Annotated in this window: 14 protein-coding genes; 6 read left to right on the top strand and 8 right to left on the bottom strand. The window is 45.8% G+C overall.

The genetic code is table 11. The annotated features are described in order from the left end of the window. Positions 1-10 precede the first annotated feature (10 nt). The 3 genes from MKY23_RS20200 to MKY23_RS20190 all read left to right on the top strand — a co-directional run bounded on the left by MKY23_RS20200 (position 11) and on the right by MKY23_RS20190 (position 2,824). Positions 11-778 (top strand): ABC transporter ATP-binding protein, encoded by a 768-nt coding sequence (locus MKY23_RS20200; protein ID WP_090914977.1) that lies wholly within the window; start codon positions 11-13, stop codon positions 776-778. Positions 779-839: 61 nt separating this feature from the next. After that, complete coding sequence (locus MKY23_RS20195; RefSeq protein ID WP_090914975.1) at positions 840-1,475, top strand: TetR/AcrR family transcriptional regulator; 636 nt, start codon at positions 840-842, stop codon at positions 1,473-1,475. A 20-nt stretch (positions 1,476-1,495) separates the two neighbouring features. Beyond that, positions 1,496-2,824, top strand: coding sequence for an MFS transporter (locus MKY23_RS20190; RefSeq protein WP_090914973.1), 1,329 nt, complete (start codon positions 1,496-1,498; stop codon positions 2,822-2,824). 125 nt (positions 2,825-2,949) lie between these two features. Here the strand turns inward: MKY23_RS20190 and MKY23_RS20185 are convergent, their stop codons facing one another. From MKY23_RS20185 to MKY23_RS20175, 3 genes are all read right to left on the bottom strand, one after another. Beyond that, positions 2,950-3,774, bottom strand: a complete 825-nt coding sequence (locus tag MKY23_RS20185; RefSeq protein ID WP_154983235.1) for a carbohydrate ABC transporter permease — start codon at positions 3,772-3,774, stop codon at positions 2,950-2,952. A 1-nt stretch (position 3,775) separates the two neighbouring features. Beyond that, a complete protein-coding gene (locus MKY23_RS20180; RefSeq protein ID WP_154887959.1) occupies positions 3,776-4,648 on the bottom strand; it encodes a sugar ABC transporter permease in 873 nt (290 codons plus the stop codon). A gap of 110 nt (positions 4,649-4,758) precedes the next feature. After that, positions 4,759-6,060 (bottom strand): ABC transporter substrate-binding protein, encoded by a 1,302-nt coding sequence (locus MKY23_RS20175; protein WP_339831715.1) that lies wholly within the window; start codon positions 6,058-6,060, stop codon positions 4,759-4,761. 180 nt (positions 6,061-6,240) lie between these two features. Between MKY23_RS20175 and MKY23_RS20170 the strand changes: the two genes are divergently transcribed. Together MKY23_RS20170 and MKY23_RS20165 are read left to right on the top strand one after the other, a co-directional pair. After that, a complete protein-coding gene (locus tag MKY23_RS20170; RefSeq protein WP_339831712.1) occupies positions 6,241-8,130 on the top strand; it encodes a histidine kinase in 1,890 nt (629 codons plus the stop codon). Between the two features lie 10 nt (positions 8,131-8,140). Continuing rightward, positions 8,141-8,956 (top strand): response regulator, encoded by an 816-nt coding sequence (locus tag MKY23_RS20165; RefSeq protein ID WP_339831711.1) that lies wholly within the window; start codon positions 8,141-8,143, stop codon positions 8,954-8,956. On the opposite strand, the gene MKY23_RS20160 is transcribed toward MKY23_RS20165, so the two are convergent. From MKY23_RS20160 to nirB, 4 genes are all read right to left on the bottom strand, one after another. Continuing rightward, positions 8,957-9,586 (bottom strand): YfbR-like 5'-deoxynucleotidase, encoded by a 630-nt coding sequence (locus MKY23_RS20160; protein ID WP_090914967.1) that lies wholly within the window; start codon positions 9,584-9,586, stop codon positions 8,957-8,959. A gap of 246 nt (positions 9,587-9,832) precedes the next feature. Further along, positions 9,833-10,615, bottom strand: a complete 783-nt coding sequence (locus tag MKY23_RS20155) for a formate/nitrite transporter family protein (protein ID WP_145332246.1) — start codon at positions 10,613-10,615, stop codon at positions 9,833-9,835. 60 nt (positions 10,616-10,675) lie between these two features. After that, positions 10,676-11,002, bottom strand: coding sequence for a nitrite reductase small subunit NirD (nirD, locus tag MKY23_RS20150; RefSeq protein ID WP_221788896.1), 327 nt, complete (start codon positions 11,000-11,002; stop codon positions 10,676-10,678). A gap of 63 nt (positions 11,003-11,065) precedes the next feature. Continuing rightward, complete coding sequence (nirB, locus tag MKY23_RS20145; protein WP_090914960.1) at positions 11,066-13,495, bottom strand: nitrite reductase large subunit NirB; 2,430 nt, start codon at positions 13,493-13,495, stop codon at positions 11,066-11,068. A gap of 272 nt (positions 13,496-13,767) precedes the next feature. On the opposite strand from nirB, the gene MKY23_RS20140 reads away from it, so the two are divergent. Then, entirely contained in the window at positions 13,768-14,475 is a 708-nt protein-coding gene (locus tag MKY23_RS20140) for a metal-dependent hydrolase (protein ID WP_308722840.1), read from the top strand. 421 nt (positions 14,476-14,896) lie between these two features. On the opposite strand, the gene MKY23_RS20135 is transcribed toward MKY23_RS20140, so the two are convergent. Beyond that, on the bottom strand, positions 14,897-15,070 hold the full coding sequence (locus tag MKY23_RS20135; RefSeq protein WP_339831705.1) for a hypothetical protein: 174 nt from the start codon (positions 15,068-15,070) through the stop codon (positions 14,897-14,899). Between the last annotated feature and the right edge of the window lie 164 nt (positions 15,071-15,234).

Here is a 15,234-nt window from a genome sequence, read left to right as displayed (position 1 = left end):
CATAACGAAGATGACAACAATACTAGAAGCTAGAGATGTGAATAAATCCGTAGCGATTGGCGAGAATGAAGAACAGCGTATTCTGAAAGATATTAATCTGCAACTCAAAAAAGGAGAGTTTGTCTCCATTATGGGCCCGTCCGGTTCGGGTAAATCGACCCTGCTCTATAACATCAGTGGCATGGATCAAATCAGTGCAGGCAGTGTGTTTTTCAACGGTAAACAAATATCGGCTTTCCCGGAGAAAGATCTGGCGAGTCTACGCTTGACCAAAATGGGTTTTATTTTTCAGAACATTCATCTGCTCAAAAATTTAAATCTGCTCGACAACATCATCCTTTCTGCTTATCTGGCCAAAAACAGCAACCGGGACACGATTAACAACCGTGCAATGTCGCTAATGAAAAAAATGGGAATCGACGAACTGGCTGAGCATAACATTACCCAAGCTTCAGGGGGACAACTTCAACGGATCGCAATTTGCCGGGCTTTGATCAACAATCCGGATATTTTGTTCGGGGATGAACCTACTGGAGCGCTGAATTCAAAATCAACACATGAGATCATGGACATTCTTGGTGATATTAATGCCACAGGAACGACGATTTTGCTCGTGACCCATGATGTTAAAGTTGCAGCCCGCTCGGAACGAGTACTGTTTATGATGGACGGCAATCTGGTTGCAGACAAAAACATCGGAAAGTATGACCGGGACAAACAGGATTTGAAGGCGAGAGAAAGTCGGTTAGGACAATGGTTGACGGAAATGGGGTTCTAAACTTAGAGCTTCATGACTAGAATAGACCGACAGTCGGTCGAGAGGTAATGGAGGACAGAATATGAGATTGATGAAAAATCCGGAGGAACGCAGAAATGAAATTTTGGATGCGGCCGAAATTCTGTTCGTGACCAAAGGGTACACCAAAGCAACGATTATGGATATCCTCCAGGCTTGTGATATTGCCAAAGGCACATTCTATTACTACTTCCAGTCCAAAGAGGAGGTTATGCATGCCATCGTTATGCGTTTTATTATGAGCGGCGAAGCTGCGGCGAGGCGTGTCGTGGCAGATCCCGAGCTCAGCGCGCATGATAAAATTTTCCGCATCATTATGACCCAAAATCAGCCTGATGATCGCAAGCTTGGCGTGATCGAGCAATTGCACAGCGTGCAAAATGTAGAAATGCATCAAAAAAGTCTGGTTGAAACGGTTCTTCGTCTCAGCCCCATTCTGGCAGAAGTCGTAGAACAGGGCATTCAGGAGGGGGTATTTCATACCCCTGCTCCTCAGGAGAGCATTGAGTTTTTACTCGTTTCCTCGCAGTTTTTGCTGGATCAGGGCATTTTTCATTGGCAGGAAGAAGAGTTTCAGAAGAAGGTTAGAGCATTCAGTCAGATTATGGAACGGGTTCTGGGTGCTGAACATGGAAGTTTTGCCTATGTCACGGGACTATATTTCCCACATCAAGCTTAACAAGTAAAGGAGTCGTAACCATGGAACAAACTGCTCACAAATCATTTGGTAAATTTCTGATTGTCTGGTTTGGTCAATTGATCTCGATGATTGGTATCGGACTGACAGCGTTCTCTCTGGGGGTATATGCCTTCGAAAAAACAAATACGGCAACCAGCGTTGCGCTGATTACGCTATTTACGTTTTTGCCCAACATCTTGCTTCGCCCGATCGGAGGGGTGATGGCTGACCGATTTGACCGCCGTACGATGATGATTATTGGTGACCTTGGCTCTGCGGCTGGTCTGGTCTTTATTCTGTCGATCATGCTCACGGGTGATATCCAGTTATGGCATATCTATGTGGGTGTGGCGTTCAGCTCGGTGTTCTCGGCGCTGCAAAGTCCGGCATATAAAGCGTCAGCAACTGACTTGCTGGATAAGGATCAGTTTTCCAAGGGCAGTGGCCTAGTGCAACTTGCTGAATCTTCCAAGTTTTTGTTTTCACCGATCATCGCAGGTATTCTGCTTAGCGTGACAACGATTGAAGTTATTATGATCATTAACATTGCGACATTCCTGATTGCCATTCTGGCCGTACTCGTTATTCGCAAGAGCATGAAGGTGGAGCGAGAGGAAAAGGACGATCGCAACTGGATGACCGATATTCAGGAAGGCTGGAGAGAGGTTGTCACCAACAAAGGTGTGTTGCTACTCGTTATTATCATTTCTCTGGTTACCTTCTATCTCGGGTTCCTGGAAACACTCATTGGCCCAATGTTGCTCTCATTCACCGATGCCAAAACACTCGGAACGTTTCAGTCCGTTAGTGCGATCGGTATGCTGATCAGCAGCTTGTGCATCGGTATTTTCACCATGACGAAGAAATATGCGAGTGTGCTGGTTGCAGGTTTGGTCATGTGTGGTCTGGCGTTCTCCTTACTGGGTGTATCGACGAACATTTACTTTATTATCTTTGCGGGTTTTCTGTTCCTGTCCTCCCTGCCATTTGTTAATATGAGTGCAGATGTGTTGGTGCGGAACAATATTGCCAATGAAAAGCAGGGCAGAGTGTGGGGGATTATCGGTATCCTGTCCCAGCTTGGTTTCATTATCGCGTACAGTTTGGCTGGATTTCTGGCGGACCATGTGTTTAACCCACTGCTAGTGGAGGGGGGAGCGCTGGCATCCTCCGTGGGTCAGATCATCGGAACCGGACCTGGCAGAGGCATAGCGTTGCTGTTTATCATTGCGGGCCTGTTCGTTATTCTGATTGCGATTATCACGTCACGTTTGAAAATGATCAAATCACTGGAGCAGAGCAGTGATATCGCTTCACCTCCCGATGTGGGCGGTCTTGCGCATGATTAATACATTTATAGTGTTGTAGGAAGCAAGATAGCCCTCCGTCTGATCCGTGTATACCGTTCTTAACCTTAAACGGCGTACAGTTGGTTCAGACGAGGGCTTTTTTTGTATAAAAGCTACAATCCGGTCTAACCTTTCACTGCACCGGAAGTCAGACCTCCTACAATATACTTTTGCCCGATGAGGAATACGATCAGAACTGGCAGCGAGGTGAGTACGATATCGGCGCTGACTAGATTCCATTTGGCGCTGAATTGTCCGAAAAAATTGTAAACCGCCAGCGTCATTGGCCACATCTCTACGGTGTTCAGCATATAGAGCGGCGCCGTGAACTCATTCCAGACACTCAGAAAATTCAGAACAAATACGGTAACCAGCACCGAGGTTAACAAAGGTACAATGATTCGAAGAAACAGCTTGATTCCATTGCAACCATCCATAATTGCAGCTTCATCCAGCTCTTTCGGAATGTTGCCCACAAACGCATACGTGATGAACAGGGAGATGGGAATGCCCATCGCGGTATAGAGCAGAATCATGCCTGCGTGGGAGTTGATCATCCCGAGTGATTTCATCACTTCCATGAGCGGAATATAGTTTAGTGGCAGTGTGATGCCCAGAATCAGAAAAAAGTACAAAAACTTGCTCAGTTTCGAATGATTGCGGGATAACGTGAACGCAGAGAACGCCACGACAAACACCAGCAGCAGAGATGACACGCCCGAGTGCAGCAGACTGTTAAAAAAGGAACCTCCCAAGTGTCCTTGCTCATAGACGATTTTATAATTTTCAAACATAAATTTCTCGGGAAGCGTAAGCCTCAGTACCTTGGCTTCGGCGTCTGACTTGAATGAATTCAATAGGATAACGGCAAATGGAATCAGTACAACCAGACTTAATAGCCAGGCGAGTACATTTAACGTCAGAGACATGATTTTTTTTCGAAACCGCATATTAATATTCCACCTTTCGATTCATCAAACGAATGATGAAGAAAGAGATGATCGCCATGATGACAAAGAGAATGGTAGATAGCGCGCTCCCGAGCCCCCAGTATCCTTTGGCAAAAGATGAATAAACGGCCGTATTGATCACATCCGTAGCATTGCCCGGGCCCCCGTTTGTCAGAACGTATACCGCATCAAAGACACGCAGGCCATACGTAATATTGAGGACGGTGGCAATGGTGATGGTAGGCAGCAGCATAGGTATGGTAATACGGAACAGCTTTTGAATAAAGCCCGCACCATCGATGGATGCAGCTTCATAATAATCCCGTGGAATGGCGAGCAGTCCCGCGATAAAAAGCACCATGATATACCCCATGCCTTTCCACGTATCGACGGCCATAATCGATGGCATCGCCCAAGTGAGAGAGCCCAGCCAGTTCTGGGCGAGTGCATCCAAACCGATGGAACGCAGTGTAACATTAACGAACCCGTTGTTCGGATCAAGCAGGCTTTTGAACACCAGACCTACAATCAGGAAGGAGAGGACTTGGGGCGAAAAGATAATCATCCGATGCCAGTTGGCAGCTTTTACACCGCTGACCAGCAGCAGGGCAAGGAACAAGCCCAGAACGGTTTTGGCGAAGGAGGTAACCACCGTAAACAGCACTGTATTTTTAATGAAAAGCAGATAGGTCGGATCACCTGCCAGAATCGTGCGGAAATGCTCCAAACCAATAAAGTTTTTCTCCGAACTGTAGCTGTTCCAATCGGTGAAAGAATAATAGGTACCCAGCAGGGCAGGAGCAACGATGAACAACACATATAGTAAAATCGCTCCGGATGAGAAATACCAAGGGTAGATTTTGTTCGTATTCATAACCCGTAACACCAATCCTTCCTGCCAAACGGGAAGAAGCACCCCAGCGTTTGACCAATGGAGTAACTCCATTCCAGTTGTGCATTTGTTTCCGAAATAACCTTCGGCTGTTACTGCCACTTCTCATCCTTCAGCACTTTGGCTTGTTCGGCGCGGCGTTTATCAATATTTTGCAGAATCTGATCAGGGGTCATCGCTCCCGCAAACATGCCTGACAAGTCTTTACCGATATCCATCCACTGTGGATCGATATATTTTACGGCAGCCTGCATGACGGTGCCCTTCTCATGATTTTTCTCATAATCAATGTAGTCCTGTGTCAGCTTCGGTTCGATCTCGGGCCAGCAGATCGTCAGATTTCCTTCGCCTCCATCAAACACCTGTTGCAGATGTTCATGCTCGGTAATCCAGCGGAAAAACTTCAACACTTCTTCGGGATGTTTGCTGTTTTTGTTGCCAAACATGGCCGCTGAACCGCCGGGGTTCACACCAATCGTCTGATTGTCTCCCCAAGGCATCACGAAGAATCCCATATTATCTTTCATCGCCGGATAGGCTTCAGAGACTTCCTTTTCCGTGCCTGGAACACGCAGCAGCATTGCAGCTTTTTCCTGTCCAAATGCTTCAATGCCCGCTTCTACTGTATTGGATAAGAAGTCTTTGCCGAAATAGCCAAGATCAGCAAATTCTTTCAATTGCTCGATAACGGTCTTCAATTGGGTCAAGTCTGCGACCTTCATCTCATTATTGTTCAGCTTTTCATAGGTTCCTGCGGCCTTCTGCTCATAGTTCGGCCCGGTCTCGAACAACGGCAGCACCTGATACCAGCCGCTTGCTGGAGCTTGATAGAATGGAATAATATCTTTATCCTTAATTTTCTGGCTAATCGCTTTGAATTCGGCATAGGTCGTAGGAGGCTCAATACCTAGGTCAGCAAAGATACGTTTGTTATAGTACACATACCAGATTTTCGTAGGGGCAAAAGAAACCCCGTATACCTTGTCATTATGACTGACGGTAGGCAAGATCTCTTCTGACATCCGTCCCGTAAACTCCTCATTGGTCAGATCAATTGCATTTTCTTCTGGTCTGACATTGGCTGGCATGCTCAGCGGGTCTACATCTACATTGAAAATATCAGGAGCCTCACCGGAAGCCAGTTTTACCTTGATCAGATCACGCCACTGCGCGTCAGGAACCACCTGAAAATCAATTTTGACCCCGGTTTCCTGCTCGTATTCCTTCGCCATCGTCTGCATAATCCCCGTTCGTGGAATACCGGATTGGCTTGTGCCGAAGGTCAGTGTGACCTTGCCTGTGCCTTCCGCGTTTTTGTTCGAGTTGCAGCCAGCAAGCAGCAGGACAGAGAGAAGCAACATACTTGTCATTGAAAAAAGAAATCGTTTTCTCATTTTGAACCTCCCTAAAATTCAATCATTTATGCACTTGCCGAAACGCTTTATGTAAGCGTATTCTTATGTGGATAACTTTACTTTGAATAACGAGTAGGCTCAATAGACAAAAGCGTTCTTCGAGGTGGACATTTTCGAAGTCATCGAAGATACGCAGATGTTGATAATGAAGACGGGGGTATGGAATTGCGGTATCGATTCAGAACATTACAACAGAGTTTGTTTGCGTATTATTCAGCGGTATTTATTACGTTTTCCCTTATTGTGGCTGGCCTGTTATATGTGTATCTCACCAGTGATATTCGTCATCGAAGTGAAGAGCAGCAAAAACAATTGGGGTTGTCCATTGTTAGTCATCTGGATCAGGAAGTTGTGAAAATGAACAATTTCTCCATGAACATCGTATATTCCAATCTGGTCAAGGAGCATTTCAGTCATTACTTGTCTCCGGCAGAGGGGGTTGAACGAACGATGACAAGTGACCCCTCGCTGTATAAGGACACGACTACACTCATTGATGTCATTATGGCGATTATTAGCAGCTCCAATACGGCCAAACAGGCTAACATTTACGATGTGAATGGAAAGATGCTGGGGGCGGGAGTATTCAACGGACAGCTTCCGGTAGATCTGAAGCAGCGCCCCTGGTATAAGGAAACCTGGGAACGGAGTGGCTGGCGTGTCATTCGTCTGTTACAAGGTGGTGCATTGCCCATGCCCACCGGGGAAGGGAGAACGGATCAACCTTATATCTCGCTTACACGGGTTTACAAGGATGGCAATTACGTCAGTCAGGGTGTCGTTGAAATTTTGCAGCTTGCCGAAGACCTATTCCAGTATTTGCACGAACTGCAAGCAGGTAATAAGGAACTTCGAGTTTATGTGCTGGATGAGCAGGATACCTTGTTGTACCCGCTTCCTTCAGCCACGATAGATGCTGATTCCTCTTCAGCTGGCTATTCGGAAGATATGAAACTGATTCAACATCGTACATCTCCGCCTGAAACGATGCAGGAAGTCACCCATTCGCCTACGGGGTCAAGGCAGATGATGACGTATATGACATCGCAGGAAACCGGATGGACTGTTGTTGTCATGCAGTCCAAGCAGTCCCTTTTCGCCAATCTGAACCGGATGGCATTGATCTTTGCAGGTGCTACGCTAGCAACCCTGTTGATTATTTTGATGTTTTCGTATCTGATCTCGAAAAGGGTTACTCTGCCGCTTCATCGGTTGCAGCGCATTATCCAGAAAACAGGTGAAAACGACCTGATGTCAGGTCAGGAGGCTGGTCAGTTGTTATTCAAGCTGGACCATCCTGCGTCCATCCGGGAATTGGCAGAGCTGAATGATACCTTCATCCGGTTGAATCAGCAGCTTGTGCAGTCTTTTCAAGACCAGATGGCCATCAAATCCAGGGAAACAGAGGCGAGGTTGCTGGCATTGCAGTCACAGATGAACCCGCATTTTCTATACAACAACATTACCAATATAAGCATCATGGCGGAGGAGGGCATGAATAAACAGATCGTGGTGTTCTGCGATCATATCGCTTCTATGCTTCGTTATATCTCTACTTCTGGCAAAAACGGCGTCCCGTTATCTCACGAACTTGAGTATTGTGAACGGTATCTTGAATGTATGAAAATTCGCTTTGAGGATGATTTGCACTACGAGTTCTCGATCCCTGATGAGATGAAAGATATCCGGGTTCCGATGTTGATCATTCAGCCTTTGCTCGAAAATACGATGAAATATGGTTTGAGTGATACACTGCCATGGAAATTGCATATCACAGGTGAATTGCATATCGATCAGGAGAGCTGGCAGATTCACGTTGAAGATAATGGCCCAGGCATGGAGCCTGAAACGCTCGCACAACTTGTGCATTATATCGATGAATCTCAGGAATGGGATCAAATGCCTCAGCTTGAGATTAACGGGATGGGACTCAAAAATATCTGGGCTCGCTTGAAGTTGTGGTATGGTCCGGCAGCCAGGATGTGTATCGAAAACAAATCTACCGGCGGTGTCAGCATTCGTATAAGAGGTTCCATTCGAAAGGAGTAGGGTCGAACGTATGAATATGATGATGAAATACAGAACCATAATTGTAGAGGATGAGGCTTTAATTCGTCGTAATGTGTCACGAAAGTTCAAAGAGCTGAATACACGGTTTGAAGTCATCGGGGAGGCGAGAAATGGTCAGGAGGCGTTGCAACTTATCGAACAGAGTGTACCTGATCTGGTCATTACCGACATTCAGATGCCCGTGATGAACGGGCTTGAACTAGCAAAATATCTTTATTTTGCTTACCCGCATGTTAAAATTGTTATCCTTAGCGGGTATCATGAGTTCGAATATGCACGGCAGGCGATCCATTATAAAGTCGAAGATTATTTACTTAAACCGTTGTCGGAAGAACAGCTTCGTGCGCTGCTGGATGCGATGGAGCTGAAGCTTGGAAGCGCTGTGGATTCACTGTCACATGTAAGTGTCGTGCTGGAGGATCAGGTGAAAACGGAAGATATTGCAGCGTCAGTCAAGCTCTATCTCAAACAAAACTACATGCATGAGATTACATTGCAGGATATGGCAGCACAGATGCATTTCAGCGTAGACTATCTGGGGAAATGTTTTAAAAAGGTAACAGGGGAGACACCATTGAAATACTTGACGGGTCTGAGACTAAACGAGGCAAAACGTCTGCTTGCAGCGTATGAGCATATGGATATCAAGACCATTGGCGGAGCGGTAGGGTATGCGGATTCACATTATTTTAGCAGGATTTTCAAAAACAAAACGGGCCTGTATCCGAGCGAGTATCGGCAACAGTGGGAGGAACAAAAAAAAGCTCTGTCCATGGATCAAGACAATCCCGATGGGCTGAGCTGATTATTGGGATAATGCTTCTTCCGTAATTTTGCGGATATCAAACGGGGAACGGTTACCTTCTTCAATGATGTCAGGCAGAATGTGATTGAGGAAATAACGAACACAGTGGAGGTCAATATTTTTGATCTTGATCAATGCGTAGCGGTACATGACAATGAATTCTTTTTCCGTATTGCCACGTTGTAGCTCTGCAAATGCTTCATACACTTGATCCATTTTATCAGCTACTTCAAGGATAAGCCCTTCAACGGAGTTGTCTTTACCTTCGCGCAGTTGTCTGCGGAAAATATCTTGAAACTCAGGTGGGATATTCTCATTAATAAAATGGGATACCATGCCTTCTTCCACCTGTTGCAACATGGAACGAAGCTCCAGCGAGTAGTGTTTAACCGGTGTTTTGATATCACCAATGAAAATTTCGCCATAATCATGGCTACTGGTGATCTCGTATAGCTTCTTCCAATCGATACTTACACCTTGCTGTTCTTCGATATCGGCGAGTGTTTTGGCGTATTGTACGACTTTCCAGGAGTGAGCAGATACACAATGTTCTTCGAATTTGAATTTGCCAGGGGTACGAATGATACGTTCAAGATCGTTCAGTGATCGGAAGTACGTATGGATTCCCATAAATGTGATCATCCTTTGCTAGTTTGGGTGGTCGATACACCGACTATACTGTGGTTATGTTAACCGAAGATTAACGATCTATACACCCTATGTAAATTTGTAAAAGGAAGATCAAAAAGCCATGTGGGATGCTGAATCAGATTCAGTATCTCACATGGCTTTGAGTATATGTGAAAGTAAGGATATCTTGTATTCATGAAACTATTGATAGTAATACTATCAGGAACATAGTCTGCAGGAGGTGTATTATGCTTTTTTGCGTACCGGTGAAGTGTACCAGTAGGCCATACCAACAAACAGGGCGCCGCCGATGATGTTACCAAGTGTGACCGGAATCATATTGTGGAACCAACCAGCCAGCGAGATCGTATCCGGGTGGTTAGGCAACAGCCACGCCAGGGACAGGAGGGTCATGTTGGCTACACTGTGCTCATAACCGCTTGCGATAAAGGCATACAGACACCACCAGATGAGAACCAGTTTGGCGATATCTTCTTTGGAGCGGGCAGACATCCAGATGGCTAGACATACGAGCCAGTTACAGAGAATGCCGCGGAAGAAAAGCTCAGTTACTGGAGCACTCATTTTTTTGGCAGAAACAACGAACAGAAGATGCTCCGGGGTGGCTGCTTTGAACAGACCGCTCCCTACAATCAGCAGGCTGAGCAGGACGGCACCGATCAAGTTGCCGAGAAAAACAAGTCCCCAGTTTTTTAGCGTATCATTCACTGTGGTTCGTCCGGCGAGTGTGCTCATCGTAAAAAACATGTTGTTCCCTGTGAACAGTTCTGACCCGGCAAAGATCACCAGCGTCAGGGCGAGTCCGAAGGACATGCCCATCAGCATCGTTTGCAGTGGTGAGTGTGCGGCAAGCAGCGGAGCCCCGATACTAAAAATCAGGATAATGCCGAGCCCCACATATGCGCCTGCCATTAAGGCAGCGACCATGTAACGTGGCAAACTTGCATTCATCTGATCTCTCTTTTTGACGGCAGCTTCAATAATTCCTTCAACACTTGGTGTATACATCACGGTTTCCCCCATTAGTCAACATCAATCGCAATCCCCATTGTTACGGTAGAGCAGAGGTTATACAGCAATCCAGACCTGGTCATTCTCTACCTTGACCGGATACATCTGCACTTGACCGTTGTCTGGTGCTTGCACCTGACCTGTTGTCAAATCAATTTTCCAGTCGTACAGCGGATCATAGAGATAGTGTCCAGAGACAATGCCTTCCGCCAGCGGCCCACCCTTAGGGTGGGGGTTATGGTTGTCAGCAGCAAAGATGGTGCCATCCGAAGCACGGAATACCGCAAGCTGCAGATCTTCGATCTCGACAACTCTGCCAATGCGTGGCAGAAATTCATTTATAGCTCCAGCCGGGAAATACGTGCCTGTTTGTTTGGTTGTCATCGTAAACCACTCCTTTTGTATCAATTTGTTTCTCTATTTGAATCCCATATAATCTAATTTGGTTTATGGGCGAGCCGTAACTTCAATGCTATGGAACATTTTGCTTTGGCCTTCTTCATCACGAATCGCTTTTTGCCATGGTTCTTCCACCTGTGCAAGGGCAAACTCGATCCGTTCCATCAACGCTTTACGTTCCTCAACGTTATCCACAACAACCGAGCGGATGTGCTCCAGACCCATACGTTCTACCCATTCGGAAGTACGCTCCAGATAGTTACCTGTCTCGCGGTAGTACTGCATGATAGCTCCGCACAATTCGATCAGTTCATCATCGGTTTTGACTTTGCACAGCGAGTCAGCGAGCCTTGCTTTGATTCCGCCGTTACCACCGATGAAGATTTCCCAGCCGCCGTCATTGCCGACGATCCCGATATCCTTCGTACATGCTTCTGCACAGTTCCGAGGACAGCCGTTCACGGCATATTTGAATTTGGCTGGCAGATCGAGACGTTCAAATTTACGTTCGATTCTCGCACCCATGGCCATCGAATCCTGTGTGCCGAAGCGGCAGAATTGGGAGCCAACACATGTTTTAACCGTACGAAGCGATTTCGCGTAAGCGTAACCCGAAGGCATATCCAGCTCAGCCCATACTTTAGTCAAATCTTCTTTTTTGACGCCGATGAGATCAAGACGCTGACCGCCTGTCACTTTAACCGCTTTGATATCATATTTAACCGAAACGTCAGCGATCTTTTTCAGATCGGCTGGTGTCGTTACCCCGCCGTACATCCGAGGTACAACGGTGTATGTTCCGTCTTTTTGAATATTGGCGTTCATACGTTCGTTAACAAACCGGGATTCTTTTTCATCTTCGTGTGTGTCCGGATAAATCATGCCCAGATAGTAGTTGATGGCCGGACGACACTTCGAGCAGCCCTCAGGCTGGCTCCAACCAAGTACATTCATGACTTCCTTGCTCGTTTGCAAGCCTTTTTCCCGGATTTCAGCTACAATCTCATCCCGTCCGAGAGTTGTACAGCTGCAGATTCCCTGTTTGCCACCGGCAGTGAAATTATCTCCAAGCACGTATTGTAAAATCTGTTCAACCACTGGTTTGCATCCTCCGCAAGAGCGGGTTGCACCTGTGCAGGCTTTAATCTCGTCAACTGTAGTTAGACCCTGATTGGTGATGACATCCACGATGGCGCCTTTGGTTACGCCGTTACATCCACAAACGATCTCATCCACCGGCATCGTTTCAACAGACGTCGTTTTTTTATGACCGCCGCAACCTGTACCCATAAGGGAACTGTACAATTCATCTGTCATTTCAGTCTGGTTTTTGATCAGTTTCTGCAGTTCAGCGGAATCCGTAATGTCACCAAAGAGTACAGCACCTACCATTTTATTGTCACGAAGCAGGATTTTTTTGTACGTTCGTTTCCAGTCGTCTTTTTGCGAAATTACGTTATGTTCCGGGCTATCAATGAATTCGCCAGTAGAGAAGACGTCTACACCCGAAATTTTCAATTTGGTGGACACAACCGAGCCTTCATACGGAGCTGTTTCGACTCCGCAAATATGTTTCGCAAGAATCATTCCTTGTTCAAACAGTGGCGCCACAAGTCCGTAACACACACCGCGATGTTCATTACATTCTCCGACAGAGTAAACGTCTTTCAGTGAAGTCTGCATGTAGTCATCCACGATGATACCTCGGTTGACTTCGATCCCACTCTCCCGAGCTACCGCTATATTCGGTTTAATACCAACCGCCATGACCACAAAATCAACATTCAGCACAGATTCGTCGGCAAAACGAATACCTTCAACCCGTTCACCACCCAGTAGTTCGGAAGTTTGAGCGCCCATTTTGAACTTGATTCCCTGACGTTCCAGTTCAGCTTTCAACATGGCAGAAGCCTGAGGATCGAGCTGGCGTTCCATCAGATCATCCATAAGATGCACAACAGTAACGTCCATACCGAGTTGCACAAGTCCCTTTGCAGCTTCCAGGCCTAGCAGTCCGCCCCCGATGACAGCTGCTTTTTTGTATGCTTTTGCAGCTTCCAGCATGATATTGCAATCGGCGATATCGCGGAAACCAACGACACCCTGCTTGTCATGTCCGGGTACAGGGAGGATGAAAGAATTTGACCCTGTTGCAATGATAATTTTGTCATACGGAGCACGGTGTCCATCTTCGGTTACTACTTCACGAGTCTCGGCATCAATGCGGGCAACCGTGGTTCCTGTGTGAAGCGTAATGCCGTAGTCCTCGTACCAGTGGAGATCATTAAGGACAATGTCATCCAGCGTTTTACTACCTTCAAGTACGTAGGACAGCATAATACGATTGTAGTTAGGATAAGGTTCTGTACCAAAAACCGTAATATCAAAGCGTGAAGTTAATTTTAGAATTTGTTCCACCGTGCTGATTCCGGCCATACCATTACCGATGACGACTAATTTTTCTTTATTTCCGTTCATGTGTGTAGCCCTCCCTTGGATAAACCTGTACATTTACCAACATTTTTAATGGCTTATATTTGAATTATACATCGACTAACTCAATCATAATGTGATTTATTTCACTAATTACGATAGAACATTCATATTAAAATAAGTGTGATGACCGTCACGAAAACAAAAATATTTTTAGAAATGAGAAATACGAACTATTGTTCTTATTTTTGGTTCGAGGTATGATCATAGTGGGGTCGGTTACGTTCCCTATTTTCTCGAAAGGACGTTTTTGCATCATGATGGGAAGATCCCACCTGATTATCGGTACAGGCGTTTCACTTTCAGTGTTGCAACTCCTTGGAATGCAGGTTACTGCTCCGGCTGTAACCGTTGCACTAATAGGATCGTTGTTGCCAGATATTGATGAGCCTAATTCATTGCTGGTATCGAAAGCATTGCCGAGCAGTTTGATTCGACTGTTGCAGACGATTCTTTTGCCTGCGGCTGTGTTTGTGTATTTTTACGTTCCGGCCAAACCGTGGAATCTGCTACTTGCTGTATTCATTGGGCTTGTGTCGTTCCTGCCTTCGCGATCACTGCGTAAAGTATTGATGTTTGCCATTGGACTGGGCTTGGTCTTTTATGGTCATGCTTTTGCTCCGTGGAATCTGATTGCAGGCAGCCTGCTTATGCTGTGCACGACACTTACACACAGGGGCTTAACCCATACCTTGTATGGAACAGCTGTTTGGACGGGGTTACTGTACAGTACAACGCAGCAGCAAGGCCCAGAAATTTGGGTCGCTGGAGGTTCCGCTTATGCTCTTCATCTGCTTGCCGATTCCTTGACGAATCGGGGGATTCGTCCATTGCCGCCATTAAAACTGCGTATTCGGGCAAATCTGATGAGTACGGGAACCAAACATGGAGCAGTTGTAGAAAATGTCTGTGTAATCCTGACACTGATTTTGGCATGGTTTGCATTCTCGCCTTTATTTCTGTAGTACAACCACAAACGCCAGCCCATTATTTATGGACTGGCGTTCTGAAATCAAGAGCTTAACTTGAGTAGTCGCTATGTTGACACGTCTCGAAATCGCTGTTGTTTGATTACACATCAAGAACAAGCAAGTTAGACTTTAGTAGGTGTACCGCTAAGTGTATCGATATCTGTAGAACCAAAGGCTAGTAAAACAACAAGAATAAGTACAATTAGCATTTCGGCAAAACCGACTCCATCAAACTCAGACATCACAGCCACCTCTTTTCATGCTTGCATTTAGGAATTTATACGCTGCTGAAAAGCCTGAATGACATCGTTCAGGGTCATATCTCGGCCCGTTTCATCCAAAAATTGTACTAGTTTATCTGAATTAGAGGGTTCAATCTTTTGGAGTGTTTTATACTGGCCCACTAATTCTACAACTAATGTGGCTTCTCTAAACAGCGTGACGCATCCACTCTTAATTTCCCGCTAACCAATAACGCGGCAACAATCAATTCAAGTTTTTTACCTTTTAAATTGCCACTCAGAAGGGTATTTGCGGCATTAGTTTTTCTGGAACCTTTATTTGATTTTCCGTTCCTTCCCATTGCCATACAAAGTTCCCCCGCTGTTTGATGTGTTGGTTCTTCATCTTTAGTTAACTAACCTTCCATTATCATATCTTATGTATCTCGTGCTCAACATGTTCAAACGATCCATATATTTATGTGACCATTAGAAAAAGAGATACCCCAAAAAAAGATTCAATGAGGTATCC

Source organism: Paenibacillus sp. FSL R7-0272, from assembly GCF_037969905.1.
Lineage (GTDB): Bacteria > Bacillota > Bacilli > Paenibacillales > Paenibacillaceae > Paenibacillus > Paenibacillus polysaccharolyticus.
Note: the sequence above shows the minus strand (reverse complement) of the source record. Positions and strands in the feature narration are given on the sequence as shown.

Excerpts from the sequence above, each read along its gene's own strand:
- MKY23_RS20170 (WP_339831712.1), top strand. The coding sequence starts at position 6,241 with ATGGAATTGCGGTATCGATTCAGAACATTACAACAGAGTTTGTTTGCG.
- MKY23_RS20185 (WP_154983235.1), bottom strand. The coding sequence starts at position 3,774 with ATGCGGTTTCGAAAAAAAATCATGTCTCTGACGTTAAATGTACTCGCC.
- MKY23_RS20175 (WP_339831715.1), bottom strand. The coding sequence starts at position 6,060 with ATGAGAAAACGATTTCTTTTTTCAATGACAAGTATGTTGCTTCTCTCT.
- MKY23_RS20155 (WP_145332246.1), bottom strand. The coding sequence starts at position 10,615 with ATGTATACACCAAGTGTTGAAGGAATTATTGAAGCTGCCGTCAAAAAG.
- MKY23_RS20195 (WP_090914975.1), top strand. The coding sequence starts at position 840 with ATGAGATTGATGAAAAATCCGGAGGAACGCAGAAATGAAATTTTGGAT.
- MKY23_RS20200 (WP_090914977.1), top strand. The coding sequence starts at position 11 with ATGACAACAATACTAGAAGCTAGAGATGTGAATAAATCCGTAGCGATT.
- MKY23_RS20135 (WP_339831705.1), bottom strand. The coding sequence starts at position 15,070 with ATGGCAATGGGAAGGAACGGAAAATCAAATAAAGGTTCCAGAAAAACT.
- MKY23_RS20190 (WP_090914973.1), top strand. The coding sequence starts at position 1,496 with ATGGAACAAACTGCTCACAAATCATTTGGTAAATTTCTGATTGTCTGG.
- nirD (WP_221788896.1), bottom strand. The coding sequence starts at position 11,002 with ATGACAACCAAACAAACAGGCACGTATTTCCCGGCTGGAGCTATAAAT.
- nirB (WP_090914960.1), bottom strand. The coding sequence starts at position 13,495 with ATGAACGGAAATAAAGAAAAATTAGTCGTCATCGGTAATGGTATGGCC.
- MKY23_RS20140 (WP_308722840.1), top strand. The coding sequence starts at position 13,768 with ATGATGGGAAGATCCCACCTGATTATCGGTACAGGCGTTTCACTTTCA.
- MKY23_RS20165 (WP_339831711.1), top strand. The coding sequence starts at position 8,141 with ATGAATATGATGATGAAATACAGAACCATAATTGTAGAGGATGAGGCT.
- MKY23_RS20160 (WP_090914967.1), bottom strand. The coding sequence starts at position 9,586 with ATGGGAATCCATACGTACTTCCGATCACTGAACGATCTTGAACGTATC.
- MKY23_RS20180 (WP_154887959.1), bottom strand. The coding sequence starts at position 4,648 with ATGAATACGAACAAAATCTACCCTTGGTATTTCTCATCCGGAGCGATT.